14 protein-coding genes are annotated in these 19143 nt (G+C 59.0%); 10 read left to right on the top strand and 4 right to left on the bottom strand.

Annotation, left to right across the window (positions count from 1 at the left end; translation table 11 throughout):
• Nucleotides 1-46: 46 nt before the first annotated feature.
• Nucleotides 47-1084 (bottom strand): LacI family DNA-binding transcriptional regulator, encoded by a 1038-nt coding sequence (locus AC1DA5_RS05080; RefSeq protein ID WP_058237139.1) that lies wholly within the window; start codon nt 1082-1084, stop codon nt 47-49.
• Nucleotides 1085-1621: 537 nt separating this feature from the next.
• On the opposite strand from AC1DA5_RS05080, the gene AC1DA5_RS05075 reads away from it, so the two are divergent.
• The 4 genes from AC1DA5_RS05075 (at nt 1622) to AC1DA5_RS05060 (ending at nt 5561) form a co-directional block, all read left to right on the top strand.
• The gene (locus AC1DA5_RS05075; RefSeq protein WP_058237138.1) at nt 1622-3019 is read left to right on the top strand and encodes an extracellular solute-binding protein; all 1398 of its coding nucleotides are present in this window, start codon (nt 1622-1624) and stop codon (nt 3017-3019) included.
• A 131-nt stretch (nt 3020-3150) separates the two neighbouring features.
• Nucleotides 3151-4065 carry a carbohydrate ABC transporter permease gene (locus tag AC1DA5_RS05070; RefSeq protein ID WP_058237137.1) on the top strand — a complete coding sequence of 305 codons (915 nt, stop codon included), beginning with the start codon at nt 3151-3153 and terminating at the stop codon, nt 4063-4065.
• Nucleotides 4065-5006 (top strand): carbohydrate ABC transporter permease, encoded by a 942-nt coding sequence (locus AC1DA5_RS05065; RefSeq protein ID WP_058237136.1) that lies wholly within the window; start codon nt 4065-4067, stop codon nt 5004-5006. Before AC1DA5_RS05070 ends, AC1DA5_RS05065 begins: the two co-directional genes overlap by 1 nt.
• 375 nt (nt 5007-5381) lie before the next feature.
• Nucleotides 5382-5561, top strand: coding sequence for a hypothetical protein (locus tag AC1DA5_RS05060; RefSeq protein ID WP_058237135.1), 180 nt, complete (start codon nt 5382-5384; stop codon nt 5559-5561).
• A 173-nt stretch (nt 5562-5734) separates the two neighbouring features.
• Here AC1DA5_RS05060 and AC1DA5_RS05055 read toward each other — a convergent pair whose 3' ends face one another.
• A complete protein-coding gene (locus AC1DA5_RS05055) occupies nt 5735-8977 on the bottom strand; it encodes a cadherin-like beta sandwich domain-containing protein (RefSeq protein ID WP_480289450.1) in 3243 nt (1080 codons plus the stop codon).
• 124 nt (nt 8978-9101) lie between these two features.
• The gene (locus tag AC1DA5_RS05050) at nt 9102-9263 is read right to left on the bottom strand and encodes a hypothetical protein (RefSeq protein WP_157843522.1); all 162 of its coding nucleotides are present in this window, start codon (nt 9261-9263) and stop codon (nt 9102-9104) included.
• Nucleotides 9264-9463: 200 nt separating this feature from the next.
• On the opposite strand from AC1DA5_RS05050, the gene rplM reads away from it, so the two are divergent.
• The 3 genes from rplM (at nt 9464) to glmM (ending at nt 12205) form a co-directional block, all read left to right on the top strand.
• Nucleotides 9464-9907 (top strand): 50S ribosomal protein L13, encoded by a 444-nt coding sequence (gene rplM / locus AC1DA5_RS05045; RefSeq protein WP_058237133.1) that lies wholly within the window; start codon nt 9464-9466, stop codon nt 9905-9907.
• A gap of 43 nt (nt 9908-9950) precedes the next feature.
• A complete protein-coding gene (rpsI, locus tag AC1DA5_RS05040) occupies nt 9951-10442 on the top strand; it encodes a 30S ribosomal protein S9 (protein WP_058237132.1) in 492 nt (163 codons plus the stop codon).
• A 413-nt stretch (nt 10443-10855) separates the two neighbouring features.
• Nucleotides 10856-12205 (top strand): phosphoglucosamine mutase, encoded by a 1350-nt coding sequence (gene glmM, locus AC1DA5_RS05035; protein WP_070726958.1) that lies wholly within the window; start codon nt 10856-10858, stop codon nt 12203-12205.
• A gap of 531 nt (nt 12206-12736) precedes the next feature.
• Here glmM and coaA read toward each other — a convergent pair.
• Nucleotides 12737-13690, bottom strand: a complete 954-nt coding sequence (coaA, locus tag AC1DA5_RS05030; RefSeq protein WP_058237855.1) for a type I pantothenate kinase — start codon at nt 13688-13690, stop codon at nt 12737-12739.
• Between the two features lie 308 nt (nt 13691-13998).
• Between coaA and glmS the strand changes: the two genes are divergently transcribed.
• The 3 genes from glmS to alr all read left to right on the top strand — a co-directional run bounded on the left by glmS (nt 13999) and on the right by alr (nt 19139).
• Complete coding sequence (gene glmS, locus AC1DA5_RS05025) at nt 13999-15972, top strand: glutamine--fructose-6-phosphate transaminase (isomerizing) (protein ID WP_058237130.1); 1974 nt, start codon at nt 13999-14001, stop codon at nt 15970-15972.
• Nucleotides 15972-17768, top strand: a complete 1797-nt coding sequence (locus AC1DA5_RS05020; protein ID WP_058237129.1) for an NAD(P)H-hydrate epimerase — start codon at nt 15972-15974, stop codon at nt 17766-17768. The genes glmS and AC1DA5_RS05020 overlap by 1 nt, the downstream gene beginning before the upstream one ends.
• A gap of 69 nt (nt 17769-17837) precedes the next feature.
• Nucleotides 17838-19139, top strand: a complete 1302-nt coding sequence (alr, locus tag AC1DA5_RS05015; RefSeq protein WP_480289448.1) for an alanine racemase — start codon at nt 17838-17840, stop codon at nt 19137-19139.
• Nucleotides 19140-19143 lie beyond the last annotated feature (4 nt).

Below are 19143 nucleotides of genomic sequence, written 5' to 3'. Positions count from 1 at the left end.
CTCGGGCTTCCTGAGTCGAGCCCGTCGGAGTGGAGGATGGTGGTGCCTACTTTTTGTGAATGCGCTTGGCACTGGTGCGCCACGTGGGTGTGGTACTGACGCGCGTGTGGTGAGGCTCGCGAGCTGTGTGCTCAGCTTTGGGCGTTGAAATCGACTCGATGAGCTGGCTGACAGCGGTTGCCGTCATGTCCTGCAGTGGCCACATCACCGTGGTCAGGCCCATGGAATTGTCTTCGTGCGCATTGTGATCGCCGAAGCCGATGATGGACAGATCGTTGGGGACATGCTTACCCAGGTCGCGTGCAGCGGAGAAGACGCCCGGTGCCTGTGTGTCATCAGCGCACCATACTGAATCAATGTCGGGGTGGGCGGTGAGCATGCGCATGCAGGTCTCGTACGAGTCGTGAGCACTCCAGGTGGGCAGGGAGAGAAACTCTGCGCGGTCCTGGAAATGCTCGAGGACAGGTACCTGACGGAAGTGGTTGATGTTGGGGCCTGCAAGGTACAGGGCCCGTGACGTGTCCGTGGCGTCGAGGTCGCTGAGGATTTCCCGGACTCCTGTTCCTTCATCAATGCTGACGAGGCCCACTCCGCCGAAATGGTTCGAGGTTTCAATCATCGACATCCACATCACTGGAATGTCGAGCTGGCTGAGCAGGGGACCAACGAACTGCTGGGTGGAGGTGGTCTCGCAGATTGCACCTGCCAGTTGAATATCGGAGAGCACCGATTGAATGAAACGGCGGTTGGCGGCATCGCCCTCAGGTTGGAAGAGCGGCAGAAGAAGGTAGCCGCGACGTTGAACCTCAATCATGGCTGTGGTCAGTACTTTGTGGACGACCGGCACGAACGGGTCTTCCGGCAGTTCAGCCATGATCAAAGCGATGATGTTGGTGGATCCTCGCCTCAGTGATCGTGCCGCAGCGTTGGGGACGTAGTTCATTTCACGGGCGACGTTCGTGACGTGCTCGATCGTAGCCGGTGCAATCTTGACTTCGTGCCCGTGGCCGTTGAGTATAAGAGAGACGGTGGATGGTGCGACGCCTGCTTTCCGAGCGACATCAGCCCGAGTTGTCCGTGTCATGGTGAATTCCTTCAAGAAAAAGTACCGCGAAGTCAGCCAGAGCGACGCAGCTCTGAGCGGTAACACAGTAACTATATCGTGTTAGTTCTGGAAAAGATATTTGGGTATTGGCCCTTTTGTGGATGTGCTGTATGAAGCTGGATTGACGTGGCCTGGCCGGAGTGTGGACTATCGTCTGGATACGCAGGGCGTCGATGCGTACAGCTGGCCGAACGCGCGGGAATTGCATCTGATTTTGAGGTGCCAGAGTGTGTGGTGTGAGGTTTCTTACATTTGTGATCGACGGTGAGAAACGGTGGGTGGGTGCGGGGTGTGTCGCTCACGATATTTCCGATCGAAAACGTGCGGAAACGTGATGAGCGTTAAAGTCTGACGTACCGGTTTTGTCGCCGGTCGTAATCAAAGTGAGATCTTTGGGGTTAGTGAAAACCGTAAAAATGTCTTATTCTTTCACTGTCACCTAACACGAGATAGTTAGAGAGACGTCAACCGGCACGCAGCCGGCTGGCTTTCTTCTCGACCAATGGAGGTCTTTAAATGAGATTGACACGAGCAACACGCGGCGCCCTTGGGGTGCTTGCCGTTTCATGCCTGTCATTAACAGCGTGTGGAGGCGGAGCTGAAGAGAGCGGAACATCATCAGCCAGTGGCATCCCAACGCCCGACGTTGCCTGCGACATTCCAGAAGGCAACGTTGACGGCAGCGTTGTTGACACTTCGAAAGTGGAAGGCGAAATCACCTTCCAGACACAGGGCCTGCAAACCGATTTCGCCGACTTCTTCCAAGCCAAGATCAAGGAATTCGAAGAGGCAAACCCGGGGACCACCATCAAATGGACCGACCAGGGCGGAGGTACAGACTTCGACCAGGCCATCACATCCCAGGCAACAAACTGCAAGATGGCAGACGTCGTCAACGTGGCATCGTCATCCATCCTGGCGCTGTCCAAAGCCAATTTGCTGATGGACTTTGACGTCAAAGCACCCCAGATCGGTGACAAGTTCGTTGAAACCATCTGGAACTCAACGAACCTCGGCGCTCAGGATCATCACACCGCGCTGCCCTGGTACTTCGGCCCCTACATCACCACATACAACAAGGACGTCTTCCAACGTTCCGGACTGGATCCGGAAAAGGCGCCCTCGACAATGGACGACCTGCTGGACGCGGCAGCCAAGGTGGGGGCAGCCGGAAACGGCGACTATGGCATCTACGGATCACCAGACTGGTACCTGGTTGCGCAGCTGCATGGAATGGGCGTGCAACTGCTCAACGATGACCACACTGAGTTTGACTTCGCAGATAATGCAGATGCAGTCCGATACGTCACCAAGATGGCGGAACTGTACAAGACCAACGCCATCCCGAAAGACTCCCTGACCGGCGAGCCCGACCCGTCCAAGGCCTATTCCAATGGAAACCTCGCATTCGGCACTCCGAACGCCTCGTTCCTGAAAGCCATTAAAGACAACAACCCGCAGGTCTACGAAGCAACAGGTGTTGGCCCGTTCCCAACAAACGAAGGTATCAAACCTGTCTATGAAGGCCAGTACGTCGGCATCTCCGTGACCACCCAGAACGCGCCGCTGGCGATGAAATGGGCCGAGTTCATCACGAACGCCGAAAACGAATACGCCTGGGCACATGACGGTGGAGCAATCGTCTTCCCGGCTGCTACCGAGGCACTCGACAAGATTATGGAAAACCCGCCGGAGGTTGCACAGGATCCTGTCTTCAAGGCTGCATATGAACAGGCCGCAAATGCCGCTAAAGACGCAGAAGCATACTTGGACGTCTTCTACGTCACCGGTTCAGTTCAGAAAGCACTGGTCGACAACGTCAACCAGGCCATCCGCGGCGAAGTCAGCCCAGAGGATGCACTGAAGACTGCTCAAGAACAAATGAACCAGCTGCTGGACGATCTGAACTCCTAATTATCCGGAACCAGCGAAGCGTGTGTGGGCTTATTCAGGTCATCACATGACCACCATGAATAAGCCCACACCGCCTGACGCGGTCCACTTTTACGAACGAAGCGTACCCAGAGTGATGGAGGATAGCACTCATGGCGACTCAGAAGAAGACAAGCGCGCGTAGTCTCAATGGCGCAGCACGGTTCCGAAAATGGTGGGTGCCGTGGCTGTGGGTCACAATCCCCGTGCTGTGTATTATCACTTTCTATATCTACCCATTCATCAACACGGTCGTGACGTCCTTCACCAAGACGAAACCACTTGGCAGGCTCGGACGCTTCAACGGAATTGACAATTACGCGCACATTTTCTCCGACCCGGTGTTCTGGGAAGCCACACGCAACTCCGTGATCTACGCGCTGTGCGTTGTTCCCCTGATGGTGCTGCTGCCGCTGCTGCTGGCACTGCTGGTGCGCCAACACGTGCCGGGAATCGGCTTCTTCCGTGCCATCTACTACGTGCCGGCGATCTGCTCGCTTGTCGTCATCTCACTGGCGTGGCGATACATCCTGGACCAGAAAGGCCCGCTGAACTCCTTTTTCGAAGGTATCGGGCTGATCCAGTCGCCCATTCCCTTCCTGTCCAACGAGTGGCTGATCCTCATCTGCGCAATGATCATCACCTTGTGGCAGGGGTTGCCGTACTACATGATCCTGTATCTGGCTGCATTAACCAACGTTGATCAGTCTTTATACGAAGCAGCCGAAATTGACGGTGCAGGCAGCGTCCGCCGCTTCCTGACGGTCACCGTGCCGGGCGTGCGGGTCATGATGTACCTGGTCGGTGTCCTGTCGACGATCGGATCACTGAAAATCTTCACCGAGGTATATCTGCTGGGCGGAACGAACTCGCCCACACAGACCCTGACCATGTATATCCGTAACCGAATCATGGACCCAACGTTTGGATCACTGGGACAAGGCGACGCCGCTTCGGTGTTCCTGTTCCTGATCACATTCGGATTCATCATTGCCTCACAGAGGCTGCAGAACAAGGCGGAAGCATAATGACTCATTCACCCACGCACACACCTGTCGCGACTGCGCCTCACACCAGCAAACTCAGCGAGTACCGCCACCGCCGCAAACTTGAACGTCAGGGCCGCCAGGTCGCATCCCGGCAAATACGCGGGTGGCGCCTCGTTGGACGCTACGCGGTCCTCATCATTGTGGCGTGCCTGCTGGTCGGCCCACTCTTGCTGCCTCTGCTTGTCGCATTCAAAGCCCCAGGTGAGCCCGTCTTCGGCCAGGGGGCAACGCTCTTTCCGCAGGACTGGTCGCTGGAATCCTTTGCGCGCCTGTTTGAGCGCACCAACATTTTGCTGTCCATCCGTAACTCGGCAATTGTGGCAGCGCTGCTGGTGACATCCAACATGGTGCTCTCATGCCTGGGCGGCTACATGTTGTCCAGGCGCGGATGGACAGGGCGAAACATCATGTACTTCGTGGTGTTGTCGGCAATGATCTTTCCGCTTGAATCCATCATGCTGTCCCTGTTCTCAATGATGGTGCACGTCGGACTGTACGATCATCTGCTGGGAGTGTGGCTGCCAATTCTTATTGGCCCATTCCAGATCCTTCTGATGCGCGCGGCCTTCATGGGAATCCCAGACGAGATCGAAGACGCAGCACTGATCGATGGTGCAGGCGAGTTGCGTCGTTTCTGGACGATCTTTCTGCCCCAGGTTCGCGGCACCCTAACGGTTGTCGGCCTGACAAGCTTTATCGGCGCGTGGTCTGACTTCCTGCTGCCACTGATCATGCTGCCCAGCCCGAAGAATCAGACACTCATGGTGACCCTGTCAGCCATTCAGAATTCCCCGCAGGGCACGAGCTACCAGTTGGTTCTGGCCGGAGCGGTCGTCGCCCTCATGCCGGTTGTTGTGGTCTTCATGTTTTCTCAGAAGTACTTTTTCCGCGGCATTGAAGCAGGCGGCCTGAAGTTCTGAGCTTCATCTGACCCGGTTCGTCCCGGAAGGGATGCTGCGGCGGACGCGGATTTGCCGGGCCCGTTGAGCAAGCCGGTTCGCACTCAAGCTGCACGTGAATCACAGGTTCACGTGCAGCTTCTTCTTTCCGCCACGATCGAGGCAGCCCGCGCGTGGGCGACGACATCTGCGGCTCTTCGTGCGAGCCTTTGCGATACGTCGTGTTGAGTGTTCCCCGGGGTGTGCGGGCACGGACTTTCCTGCCCCGCCCCATGTGTCGTTTACGACGAACCATGGACGAGGGCGACTACGGTCGCAATTGGCTGGCCTGCATGAATGCTCCGAGGGGTCTCCCACTGTCGGGCGAGCGCGCCTCGAGATCGACAGGAGGGGCACATGGACGGTACGGGCGGTCAGCGTCGCATCTGCAGCACGCTTCTTCCCGCTCCCCAGGTTCGAATTCGGCGGCGCTACGCTGTGCTGCAACAGCATGGGGCCCGTATCGTTGCTGGTCAGCGCGTAGGTGGCGGTGCCTACCCTGCTGAAGGCGCGTCGAGTTCGAACCTGGGGGGATGAAAGAAAAGGGGGAGAAGGGCGAGAGAGGAAAAGCAACCATGGGTGCCGCACGGCGCATGGATACGACGAAACACGGGGCGAAAGAAGGCCCTCGTTTAAGAAGGGGTGCTTCCTTAAACGGGGGCCTGACCGTTCACAGTCGAAGCCGAAGACGGCCCCGATGTGCGGCCAACCTATCGTCTGACAGCAAAGGAACGCCTGCGTGCAGCGTAGATGCTGACCGCTCCTGCCCCGAGAACCATCAGAGAAAACGGAATCACCTGTGCTGATGCACCCGATTGCGCCAGGAAGCTCCCTGAATTGGTGCTCGATTTGCGCTGTTGATCGGACGACACGCCGGTGGTCGCAGGAAGGGATTGCGCAGAGCCATCGCTTTGTGATGACTGGGCTCTCTGGCTGTCAGCAGACTGCGGATCGGTCTGCGTGCCCTGGTCGGCAGTCGGAGACTCGCCGACCCAGTACAGCAGGCGAGCCTGACCGCCACCGATATTGGACAGCGTCACCGTTAAATCAGAATCTGCGCTGCGAGACTGCGTCAATGGCGCGGGCTGAGCTTCAAAAGTGTTCGGATCAACCATCATGAGTTTCGCGTTGTCAAAAGGTTTCTCCACATGCAGTGTGACGTCCTGAGCGGTTTGCGCATATGAGCCGTCATCGGTTCGGGTGCTCAAGCCGTAAGATGGCCAACGCGTTGTGCCGGTCAGAGCATTGACCACCATGAAAGCGCGCGGATCCTGAGTGGTCTTGCCAAAGATCTCCTCGGTCTTCGCGGCATCAAGCCCGGGCAGCTTCTCAAAGTAACCGACCACAACATCGCCCGGTTTACCGTCATTGACCGTTCCGGTATTGGTGACGTCCATTCCGGTGATGCCAACCGCCTTATTGGCGGCCTTGCCGTCGCCCTCGCCAAATGCTCCCAGTGCGTAACCCGATACGTTGGGTGCCTGAGGACGGTCCGCGTACTCACCGGCGTTGATGCCAACGTATGTTGAGTTCAGAGCAACTGCGTACTTGCCCAGCCCAGTCAGGTCCTTGAAAATTCTGCTGAATTCGTAGAAGGAGCGGGTAGGCGCGCCATCCTGATCGATGATCGAGGAGCGATCGTAGCCGTTGTATTCCATACGGAACAGCCCAAACCACTTTTGACCGGTGGCAAGACCGAGCGAAGGGACGACGGCTTTTTGAGACTCGGACACGTTGGCGTCCCAGTTGTAGTCCAGATACTGGCCGTACAGGATCGGGCTCGTACCGTCACCAGTAAGACCGGCGAGGGCGGCCTGACGCTGAGTCTTCCACATATTGTTGCCCAGCATGTCGTGAACAACGCTCGAGGGTGCCGACCCCCAGTTGGATCCGTAGTAATAGGTATCCCACGACAGCAGATCAGGCTGAGCGTTTTGCACGTAATACTCCATGTTTGCCGGCTGGCCCCAGTCAGCTGCGTTGTACTGGTTGGAGTGCACGACGGCTCCCGGGATGTTCTCTTTTGACCATTCGAACCATCGGCCGAATGCGTCAGACTCGGCGTGGCTGAAGCCGCCCTCGTCACCGTACTGAATGTCGATCAGGGTGTCGGCGTAGGGCTTCATCGCATCGGTGAGGAAAATGTGAGGCTCGCCGGCGTCCTGAATGCCGTTGCCGCCAGCTGGAGCCTTGGCGAATGCCCAGGGGGTTCCCTCGCCAATCTGTTCCATCACGGGAGTGTTGAACAAAGGCATGTCATAGAACATCGGGAATGCGCCGCCGGTCAGACGTGATTCGCGTGCGTCAAATGCGCCGCGACCGTAGCCTTCGGAGGGAATCCAGGCTGGCAGCATCACGCCGTATTGCAGCGCCAGAGTCTGAGCGCGGTTCACGCCCCACTTTCCGTCACCGGGGTCAAAACCGCGATAAATGTCAGAGTGCTCGTTGGGTGCAATCTCGGGAGGCGTATGACCGGCGGGCAGACCCCACACTTCGGCTTCGTACACCGACATGCCTGTTGCCTGGTTACCGGGATTTCCTGGCTGCTGCTGCGGCTCAGTAGCGGTGTTGAGCCACACGCGGATGTGTTTTGCCTGGTGGTACTGGTTGAAGTCCCAGTACCACAGTCCGCCAGAATCACGGGTCAGTGAGGCATGCGTGATGATGGTCTGCCACGGGGCGCCGTCATCGGCTTGAACAGCAATCGCAACGGAAGAGCCGCCGTGCCAGCCGGGCGCATTGGCGGGCATCTGCGGCCAGCCCCATGCGCTCACGCGGTGCACGTAGCGCGGCTGGTCAAGATCGAGTTGGAAACCAGTGGTGTTGTCGCTCCACTCGTCGCTCTTCTTCAGAGGGGAAACTGTCCACCCGGTGGCCATGTTCTGATCGGTCAGCGCACTGATTTCCGCTTCACTGCCTCCATTGATGGTGGCGGCGGCATCGATCAGGACATTCCCGCGGAAATCGGTGTTGTGTTTCGTGACGTTGACAACGTAGGTAGCGCGTTGCCCTCCTGCTGTGATGGTCGCCGTGAAGGCGTTCATGCCTTCGCGCACCACGAGGTTGGATACGCGTCCGTCGCTGTCCGCCGGTAAACCGTTAACGCTGACGGAAGCAGTGGGATCAGCAGGACGGACGCGGATTGAAATCTGATCCGTGTGATAGTAGGCGTGTGCGATGTATGTATGAGTGGCCGGATCGAATGTGACAGGTTCGCCTGGCTCCCCAAAGGGAAGCTGGTCAACGAAGAAATCGGCGGCAAGGTTGTCACCGCTTCCCTCTCCTGGATCAGTGAACTGAGGCTGGCAGGGGATCAACTTGAGATCGGATCCTGACATGCCTTTCTTGTCCTCTGCCACTGCACGCAGACCCACCAATGAAAAGGCCTGTGCTTTCGTGGGCGGAAATGAAATGGTCTGGGGATCGTTGACTCCTTTGAGTGCTCCGCGTGACAGGAGTGTGCCTGCCTCCATGGTGGAACTGTCCAGTCCCTGTTTCCAGGCGTTGAAGGCTTCGTCACCGCCTTGCCGCGGATTTGTCGGGGCAGATTCGAATGAATACAGCTGGAATGAACCGGGCGCATTTCCGGCTCCTTCGACTGCGCCATATGTGGGGCGCGCAGTGTATTGAACGCCGCACAGCTCCTGGTCAGGTCTGGGATTGGCGAAGGCTAGTGCGTGTGGGAAATCTTCCTCGGTGCCTTTCCACTGGGATGTCCAAAATGACACGTCCTGGGCAGCTTTCCCTGAATCGTCATCTACCAGTGCAGATATCGGCCCGTTTGGAGCAACTTCGCCCTGAGTTTCTTCAGACGTTGCCCACAACATGGTGGGATGATACGGAGCCAGCGATGAGTCCGGGGCAGCGTATGTCGGCACTGATCCCACCACACTGATTCCCGCGCACAAGGCAGGCACCGTGAAGAGGGCGGCGATCCGATGCGTCTTTGCCATAACGGTCTTCCTTAAATCGGTGAATAAAAACGCATATCAGGCTCAGCACAGAACCTGATACAAATCACTACGCAAACGGTCACAACCACTGTGCTCGTCACGTAGGCCACAATACTAACACGTGTCAGTTGTGGTGGGTAATCCCGATGGACAGTGCGCCACCGTCAGCCAAGACCATTGGTGTGGCAGCAGTGTGCGCCGCCGGCCGCCCTCGTCGGGCATGAAAATCTGAACGAAGCGCGCGCCGGGCAACGCGGTGGGCCACGTGCAATGAGGAATTGCCCACAGTGAGGGAATAACTTTGACCAGGGTGCCTCCAGGTCGATAGACTTAACGACGCTGTGCGTTAGCGCTACTTGGGGCTTTTCCCACTCGCCCGGTATGTGCCAACGACTCGCGCGAACCGAATCGCAATGCGAGCAAGCGTTCCACCAATAAGTGGTGGTGATGTTTGCTCTTAGATCGAAAGAATTGAAGGTTACGCCCGTGCGCACCTATTCACCCAAGCCGGGGGACACTGAGAAGAAGTGGTACGTCATTGACGCTACCGGTGTCGTCCTTGGTCGTTTGGCGTCTCAAGTCGCCGCCCTCCTTCGTGGGAAGCATAAGCCGACGTTCGCTCCGCATATGGATCAAGGCGATTACGTCGTCGTCATCAACGCGGACAAAGTCGTGCTGACTGGTAACAAGCTGGACCAGAAGATGGCCTACCATCACTCGGGTTATCCGGGTGGCCTGCGGGCTACCAGCTACCGCCAAATGCTTGCCGAACATCCGGAGCGCGTCGTGGAAATTGCCGTTAAAGGCATGCTTCCTCACAACTCACTCGGCCGTCAGCAACTGCGCAAGCTGCATGTGTACGCAGGCAGCGAGCATCCGCATGCCGGCCAGACGCCAGAGAAATTCGAAATCACCCAGGTCGCCCAGTGAGCGCGTCGCGCTTCTGAGCCCACGAACTGCACTGAGGAGAACTGTGGCTGACACCACGCAGATCGAAGAGCTGGACGAAGAAACCGTCCCCAGCTCATACACAACTGAAACCGCAACAGCACCTCAAGGCGCTGGCCAATCCGTGACCGCACCTGGCGCGGGACTTGGTCGCCGCAAGGAAGCTGTTGCTCGAGTCCGTCTGATTCCCGGCACCGGCCAGTGGAAGGTCAACGGACGCACACTGGAGGACTACTTCCCGAATAAGCTGCACCAGCAGCTCGTGAAGTCTCCTTTCACACTGCTCGACCTTGACGGCCGTTTCGACGTCATCGCCCGCATCAACGGCGGTGGCATCTCCGGCCAGGCAGGCGCTCTGCGACTGGGCATTGCGCGTGCTCTCAACGAGATCGACCGCGAAGCAAACCGTCCGGCTTTGAAGAAGGCTGGCTTCCTGACCCGTGACGCACGCGCCACGGAGCGTAAGAAGGCCGGCTTGAAGAAGGCCCGTAAGGCGCCTCAGTACTCGAAGCGTTAATCGGTTTTCTTTCCTGCTGATCGGGTTCGAGGGGGTCCGCGCGAGTCGCCGTTTAATCGGGTGCGTGAAGCGATCCGAAGGAACCTGAGCTGGCTCGGTGCACGTGCATGGTGCGAGCGTTGAAGATGAAACGTGTAGCGCAAGGCACGGAGCTGAGCCAGTGAGCACAAAGTCATCACCGAAGGGGTGAGGTGGGCACGAGAGTGCCTGTCTCACCCCTTTCGTGCTGGTTCCGAATGGCTCGTGAGCAACTGTGCAAAAAGTTCGAATATCGCGGGCAAACTCGAACAGGACTATAAATCAACCAGAGGTTCGCGTCGCGACGGATTAGGCTGTGTGCAGATAATGCTCGTGCGGTGGCCCAGCAAGAAGTGAGCTGCCGCCCGTGAAAAGAACGAAACAGGAGCAATGTGATGCCGCGACTATTTGGAACTGATGGGGTGCGTGGGCTGGCCAACGGTGAGCTCACCGCACAGCTTGCTTTGGAACTGGGTGAAGCAGCGGCTCGGCATATTGCTGGTGGTCCGAAGAAAAATGGCGACAAGCCTCGAGCGATAATTGGCCGTGATACGCGTATTTCCGGCGAATTCCTCGATCACGCAATTTCGGCTGGCTTGGCGGCATCAGGTATGGACGTCACGCGCATTGGCGTGGTGTCCACGCCGACAGTGGCACATCTGACAGCGGCAGAAAATGTTGACCTCGGCGTCATGATTTCCGCCTCACACAATCCCATGCCGGATAACGGCATTAAGTTTTTTGCCCGGGGCGGCTTCAAACTGGCTGACTCGGTCGAAGACGGCATTGAGAAACTTCTCGGCGCGGACTGGGATCGCCCAACAGGCGCGGCAGTCGGTGAGGTCCACTACGACGATGATTGGGCCAAGCACTCCTACATTGAGCACCTCGTCACCTCTGTCGGCTCTGATCTGCATGGCGTGCGAATCGCAGTGGACTGCGCGAATGGCGGCGCCTCTGACATCGGGCCACAGGCCCTGCGTGAGGCCGGCGCCGACGTCGTGGTCATGAACTCATCACCTGACGGGCGCAACATTAACGATAACTGCGGTTCAACGCATCCCGAGCAGATTCAGGCGGTGACCGTTGCATCAGGTGCGGACTTCGGCGTCGCCTATGATGGCGATGCTGACAGATGTCTAGCCATTGATCGTCGTGGCAATTTGATTGACGGCGACAAGATAATGGGCGCCCTTGCCCTCGCCATGCACGAGGCGGGCGAACTTGACCACGACACACTGGTCGTCACCATCATGTCGAACCTTGGCCTGAAACTTGCAATGGAGAAAGCTGGTATCACCACTGTTCAGACGGCAGTGGGTGACCGCTATGTCCTCGAAGCAATGATTGAGGGCGGGTTCGCGTTGGGTGGTGAGCAGTCCGGACATGTCATCGCGCGCCATCATGCCACGACGGGGGATGGTGTTTTGACGTCAATGTTGCTGGCTCGCCTCGTGCATGAAAGCGGTCGCGATCTGGCTGATCTGACCGCGCCGATCGAACGCTTGCCACAGACTTTGATCAACGTGTCCGGCGTGGACAAGGCTCGCCTCCATGACGATCAGGCGTTGGCCGACGAGGTTGCCGCTGCTGAGAAGACGTTGGGGGAGACGGGTCGCGTGGTGATGCGCCCATCCGGTACCGAACCGCTCGTCCGTGTCATGGTTGAAGCGGCCAGTGAGGATGAGGCTGACAGGATTGCGCAGCACCTGGCCGATGTGGTGCGTGATCGCCTCGCACTGTAGACGGCCCTGAGATGTAACGGTCTTCAGGCCTGGAGGAGCAGCTGGTTGAGCGGTGCTGGAGCGAGAGCACTGGTTCTGCTGCCTTAGGCTGACTAAGCTGGACTAACTGCGCTGGAGAATCGGTGGTCGTCCGACCGTAATGAACTGAAGGTGCGGGGGTAGCCGTGCCAGATTCGTAGCGCTGTCACTTCGGGCGCTGCATCACGCGCTAGCCATCTGCGCATCGGGGCGCGTCTGAGTGCCGTCAGTGGCGCAGCCTCATTTCTTACCGCTGTCCCTGTCTGCCTCGCCCGCCCCGTCCCCCAGGTTCGAATTCGGCGTCCGTCTTATTGCCGAGGGCGACTTGCCTCGGCGCTGAGCTGCATCAATAGCTGCAGTATCTGTCCGTGCCTGGCCAAATGCGTGCCGAGTTCGAACCTGGGGGAACGACAGGTGGATGAACGCACGTTGAGTTCGAACCTGGGGAACTGGGGGAGGACGGTGCGGATGGTAGAGCTCGACTGGCTCAGATCCTAACCGGAGCGAGGGATGCTATTCCTTGCGCAAATGAAGGGATTCGACCCGGTGATCGGCGCCCTTGGTGAAAATCAGCGTGGCGCGTTCGCGTGTCGGCAAAATGTTCTCGTACAGGTTCGGCAAGTTGATAGCGTGCCACACCATCCGAGCAGTGGCCTCTGCTTCAGAATCACTCAAGCCCGCATAGGTGCGGAAGAAGGAATCCTCACGTTGGAAGGAGGTCGAACGAAGCTGCGCGAATCGGTCGACGTACCACTGCTCAATGTCATCCTCACGCGCGTCCACGTAGATGGAGAAATCAAAGTAGTCTGATACCGCTAAACCGAGGCCGCCAGGATGGGTACGAGGCGGCTGTAACACGTTCAGCCCTTCAACGATCAAGACTTCCGGATGCTCGATCGTGGTGAACTTATCGGGACGAATATCGTATGTGACATGCGAATAAACAGGAACCTGCAGAGGGGAAATGCCCGCCTTCACCGACGCGACAAAGTTCAGCAGTGCTCCGCGGTCGTACGATTCAGGGAATCCCTTACGTGCCAGGATTCCTCGCTCTTCCAAGACCGCGTTGGGCAAAAGGAAGCCATCTGTGGCCACCAGGTCGACCCGAGGCGTGTGCGGTGATCGCGACAACAGGAGCTGCAACAGGCGAGCAACAGTGGATTTGCCAACCGCAACCGACCCAGCGATACCGATGACGAAAGGTGTCACAGGCGCATCCTCTTCGAGGAAGTCGGCCCGTGCGCGTGCCCGCAGATACCGTCCTTGTATGTAGACCTGCAACAGCGCGCACAACGGCCGGTAAATGGCGTCAACCTCGTTCATGTCGATGGGGTCGCCCAGGGACGCCAGTTGTGAGATGTCCTCGTCGGTCAGCGGCAGGGGCGTGCGCGCGGCCAGTTTTTTCCAGTGCTCACGGCTAAACGATGAGAATGGGCCTTGTGCTCGGGGGGACTCGTCATTAAAGATCACGGCGCTATTGTCCCCTAATACAGCGTTCCAGTGCAGGGATTTGGCGTGAATATGACGGTCTGTGAGCAATCTTGGATGCCTTGGTCGCGTGGCTCCGATCGCGAGGACTCGATGGCTGTGCCTCGCAAGCGCTCTTAACCGCTTGCCTCCTGGCTGCTGTCGTGCACCCACATGCCTGCCGGCCAGCTGGAGCAAGACGACGCGGGCCGATCCCCACTGCCATGCATCCCACTCATGGCACGCGAGTCGACGCCACGGGCGTCAAAAACTCCCGATCGCCCCCTGCATGTGTTGAAATGTCTAATATGTGTGGAATTGTTGGATACGTGGGGGAAGTCCCCTCCCAGCGCCCGCTTGACGTTGTCATGAAGGGTCTGGCAAATCTGGAATACCGCGGGTACGACTCAGCTGGAGTCGCACTCGGATCGGCCGACCGGCCCAAACCCACAGTCATCCGCGCGGTCGGAAAATTGTCCCAGTTGCGTGCGCAGATTGACAGTCAGCGCCCCGACGATGCTATTGAGGCGATCGGCCATACCCGCTGGGCAACACATGGCCAGCCGAGCGTTGCCAACGCACACCCGCATACATCCGCGGATGGGAAAGTCGCCCTCGTCCATAACGGAATTATCGAAAACGCCGACGCATTACGAACGCAGCTTGCCGCAGCGGGCGAAACCTTTGAATCCGACACCGACACCGAAGTCGTCGCGCACCTCATCGGGCGTCTGTACTCCGGATTGCCCATTGACGAGGGAGGTGTCGGCACCTCGGCTGACCGCGTGGCAACCACATCCACCGCGCCGCGCTGGTCGGAAGATCTGACAGGCGTACCGGCAGAACAACGCGATGGTGCGCAACGCCTCGTGGGCGCCATGCGCGCGGCAACTGAGCAGATCAGCGGCACGTTCACTCTGCTGGCGATCTGTGATGATGCACCGGGCGTGATCGTGGCGGCACGACGCTCATCGCCTCTGGTGATCGGACTCGGTGAAGGGGAGAACTTCCTCGGCTCCGACGTGCTTGCTTTCAGCGAATTCACTACTGATGTCATCGAAGTGGGGCAGGACCAGCTCGCCCTTGTCACCGCGCAGCACGTGACGATTATTGACCAGGATGGCGCTGTTACCGAGCCGAAGAAGCTGGAAGGTGACTACTCGCGTCGACCGGTGACAAAAGAAGGTTTTGGCACGTTCATGGAAAAGGAAATCCATGAAGAACCCGGAGCGGTTGAGCAGACACTGGCCGGGCGGATGGATGCCTCAGGCAAACTGTCGTTGGACGAACTGCGCATTCCGGAAAGCGTACTGCGCAGCGTGGACAAGATGATCATTGTTGCCTGTGGCAGTGCCGCTCACGCCGGGCAGGTGGCGCGATATGCGATCGAACATTGGTGCCGCATCCCCGTGGAAGTCGAGCTGGCTCACGAGTTCCGTTATCGCGACCCGGTTGTGTCCGAAAAGACGCTTGTTGTCGCCATTTCTCAGTCGGGGGAAACGATGGATACCATCATGGCGATTCGTCACGCCCGCGAGCAGGGCGCCCGCGTGATCGCACTGGTCAACACGCCTGGCTCCACGATTTCTCGTGAATCAGACGCTGTGCTGCTGACACATGCCGGCCCGGAGATCGCGGTTGCCTCCACGAAGGCGTACACCGCGCAGATCGCAGCGACGTATATTTTGGGGCTGTATCTGGCGCAGGTGCGCGGCAACAAGTACCCCGATGAAATCGCAGATTACATGGACAAGCTCTTTGCGATTCCCTCGAAAATCAGCACGATCATCAGCGGCTGGGACCAGATTCGCGACGTTGCGCGTTCGTTGACCGATGTCGAATCGATGATCTATCTGGGCCGCCACGTCGGTTTCCCCACCGCCCTTGAAGGTGCGCTGAAACTGAAGGAACTGTGCTACATCCACGCCGAAGGGTTCGCCGCCGGCGAGCTCAAACATGGCCCGATTTCACTGATTGAAGATGGGCAGATCGTGGTGGTGGTTCTGCCCACGCCTCGCCGCCCCGAACTGCACCGCAAAGTGGTCTCCAATATTCAGGAGGTGCGCGCTCGCGGCGCTCGGACATTGGTGGTGGCCGAGCAAGATGACCATTCGGCTGACGAATGTGCAGATGTGATCTTCCGGATCCCGCCCGCTCCCACGTTGTACGCACCACTTCTGACGGTGATCCCACTCCAGATTTTGGCCTGTGAACTGGCAGGCGCGAAGGGGCTGGATGTCGATCAGCCGCGCAACCTGGCCAAGTCAGTGACCGTTGAATGATGCATGACGCTGATGACGTGACAGCCTATACACCTGAGGTTGTGCGCGAAGCTGAAGCGGTGCATGTGGATCGTGCCTGCCGCGAGGATGACCCCGACCGGCTCATGCGCAAGGCAGCTCGCGGCGTGGCTGATGCAGTGCTGGAGATGTGTCCGGCTGACGGGGCAACGGTGCGGGTCACAGCGTTGGTTGGCGGCGGAGACAACGGTGGAGATGCCCTGTATGCCCTGTCTTATGTGGCCTTGTCAGAAAGCGTTGGCGCGGCGGTCGCCCTCGTCATATCGGACCACCCACACTCTCGTGCCCTTGAAGCAGCACGCCAGGCCGGTGCGCGCATAATTTCCGCATCGATGGACGAGGGGGACCTATGCGCGGATCTACCGCCAACCGACATCTGGATCGACGGGTTGTGCGGAACGGGACTGAAGGGTGCGTTGCGCGAACCGCTCGCTCGACTCGTGGACGCCGTCAATGAACAGGCGCAGAAAACTGGTGCGCTCGTCGTGGCGGTGGATGTGCCAACAGGGGTGGGGAGCGCTGATGGAGCGTGTCCGACCCATGCAGTTCATGCGACGCGAACTGTCACGATGGGTGCGCTGAAGACTCCACTGGTACTGCCTCCTGCGTGCTACCGCGCAGGAAGTATTGACGTGGTGGATCTGGGCCTTGCCGCTGATCTGGAACAAGCTGACAGTGGCGGCAGGGGACTTGCTGGGGACCTTCCGCAAGCCGATAGGGCTGCTCGGCCTGACGAGTACACTCAAGGCGAATTCGATGCCCGACCACACGCGACGGTGCGTGTGCTGACATGTGCGGATGCTCGAAGATGCATGCGCGCCCCTGGCCGCCTCGATCACAAGTACACACGCGGTGTTGTGAGCATCTGCAGCGGATCCGAAACCTACCCGGGGGCCGGAGTGCTCGCCGTCAGCGGCGCACATGGCGTGGGTGTTGGGATGATTCGCCTTGATTCGACCGCCTCGGTGCGTACCCTTGCCCTGATGAGGTTTCCCGACATCGTGTGCGGCACCGGATGCGCGCAGTCAGTTGTTGTCGGATGCGGAATCGATGACGAGCGCTTGAGCCATGCCCGAGATGTCATCATTGACACGCTGAACCAGCACCTGCCGACGGTCATTGACGCGTCAGCATTACCTCTGGTGGTGGAGCTGAGTGAGACATGTGACATGTCCTCAGCAGTGCTCACTCCCCATGCGGGGGAGGCAGCGACATTGCTTGATGCACTGACTGACCGTTCGCCCAGCCGTACTGACATCGACTCCTGCCCTGCTCATTGGGCAGCTGAGCTGGCGCGCGCGAGTGGGGCGACCGTCGTTCTCAAAGGCGCAACAACGGTAATCTGTGCGATTGACGAGGGCGGTCTACCGCTGCTTGTGGTCAACGCTGAATCGTGTGGCTGGACCGGTGTGGCCGGCTCAGGAGATGTTCTGGCTGGCGTGATCGGCGCAGTGCTGGCTACTCCCCAGTGTGCGGTCGATACAGCGGCTCGCCGCGTAGGAGCAGTGGGCGCTGCGGTGTGGCTGCACGCGCAGGCAGGGATCCAAGCAAGCGGTGCGCGCAGCACGCGTACTAGTCCATCCGACACGCGCAGCGATGCCGAGGACGCCGCAGAACTCCGCGAGGCCAAGAACCCGAGCAGACCGATCGGCCAGGACCGCGCACACCATGGGGTGATCAGCACATTCAGTGGGGGACATCCAATCGGTGCAGCCGACATTGCTGCGGCAATCAGCCCTCTCGTCGGCACTGTACTGCAACGGCCGACGGCCTCGTGAACAGCTCTTATAACGCAGCGCACAGTCGCGTGAATATGTACCGGCGACCAGCAGTGCAATACTAAAGGCGTGTTGTTGAACGAATCAGTCGGTGAATGTGACTCCATCGCAGTGGAAGAGTACCCCTCCCGCGCTGTCATCGACCTGGGTGCCATCGAGCATAACGCTGCCGTTTTGCGCCAGGATGGTCCCACGTGTCAACACATGGCGATCGTGAAGGCAGATGCCTACGGGCACGGGCTCGCTCAGGTCACATTGGCAGCAGCCCGCGTTGGATTCACCTGGTTTGGCGCAGCCCAGCTGGCAGAGGCGCGGCGCGTGCGAGCCGTCCTCGACCGGGCAGGATACTCGCGCGACGACGTCCATATTCTGACGTGGCTCGGCCCCAGCGACACCACGTGGCGCGGCGCGATAGATGATGACATTGACGTGTCCGTGTCGGTAGTGTCCACACTCGCCCGTCTGGCAGCCAGTGCCCGGGAGGCCGGCAAGACTGCACGCGTCCACGTCAAGATCGACACCGGAATGTCCCGAGCCGGAGCCACCCTGTCAACGCTGCCGGCCCTGGCGTCAGCATTGGCGATGAGTGTCCAGGACCAGACGGTTGATGTCGTTGCAGCCTGGACACATCTGGCTCGCGCCGATGAAGACTCCCCGGAAGGACTGAGCGCCACTGCCACTCAGCTGGACCGCTTCGACGCCGGCCTGGAGATTCTGGCCGACGCCGGGATCCGCCCACGTATCCGCCACGTCGGTGCAACCTCCGCGATCCTGTGGCATGAACGCGCATGCTTCGACATGGTGCGCGACGGTATCGGCCTGTATGGTCTGAGCCCCAACCCCGCTCAGCGCACCGCTCGCGACCTCCACTTCAGGCCTGCCATGCGCCTGGAAGCAAACCTCGAGATGATCAAGATTGTCGAGGGGGATCAGGCCGTCTCCTATGGAGGTACATGGACAACACCTGGGCCACGATGGCTCGGTTTAGTGCCGATCGGCTACGGCGATGGAGTACCTCGCGCAGCTTCGAATGCGGGGCCAGTCAGCGTGATCACCCCGACGGGCACCATCCGTACCCACGCGGTCGGCCGGATCTGCATGGACCAGTTCATGATCGACCTTGGACCGGTGAGCGACGCTGAAAACGCCCAGCCTGGCGAACAAGGACCCGATCTTGGCCAATACCATGAGCCACCCGCACCGGTTGGCAGTCGAGTCATTCTGTTTGGAAACCCGGATGACCCCGACACGCCGGACGTTCCACTTGCCGACGAGTGGGCTCAGGTTGCAGACACCATCAACTATGAAATCGTGACGCGTATCGGGCCGCGTGTACCCCGCGTGTATATCCCGGCCACTGCACGCCCGTAACGAA

The sequence above is a fragment of the Pauljensenia sp. C0254C2 genome (assembly GCF_056583835.1).
The sequence above is the reverse complement of the archived record's forward strand: the minus strand, read 5'-3'. Positions and strand labels throughout refer to the sequence as shown.

Coding starts and splice junctions, on each gene's coding strand:
- AC1DA5_RS05080 (WP_058237139.1), bottom strand. CDS start 1,084: ATGACACGGACAACTCGGGCTGATGTCGCTCGGAAAGCAGGCGTCGCA.
- AC1DA5_RS05075 (WP_058237138.1), top strand. CDS start 1,622: ATGAGATTGACACGAGCAACACGCGGCGCCCTTGGGGTGCTTGCCGTT.
- AC1DA5_RS05070 (WP_058237137.1), top strand. CDS start 3,151: ATGGCGACTCAGAAGAAGACAAGCGCGCGTAGTCTCAATGGCGCAGCA.
- AC1DA5_RS05065 (WP_058237136.1), top strand. CDS start 4,065: ATGACTCATTCACCCACGCACACACCTGTCGCGACTGCGCCTCACACC.
- AC1DA5_RS05060 (WP_058237135.1), top strand. CDS start 5,382: ATGGACGGTACGGGCGGTCAGCGTCGCATCTGCAGCACGCTTCTTCCC.
- AC1DA5_RS05055 (WP_480289450.1), bottom strand. CDS start 8,977: ATGGCAAAGACGCATCGGATCGCCGCCCTCTTCACGGTGCCTGCCTTG.
- glmM (WP_070726958.1), top strand. CDS start 10,856: ATGCCGCGACTATTTGGAACTGATGGGGTGCGTGGGCTGGCCAACGGT.
- glmS (WP_058237130.1), top strand. CDS start 13,999: ATGTGTGGAATTGTTGGATACGTGGGGGAAGTCCCCTCCCAGCGCCCG.
- AC1DA5_RS05020 (WP_058237129.1), top strand. CDS start 15,972: ATGCATGACGCTGATGACGTGACAGCCTATACACCTGAGGTTGTGCGC.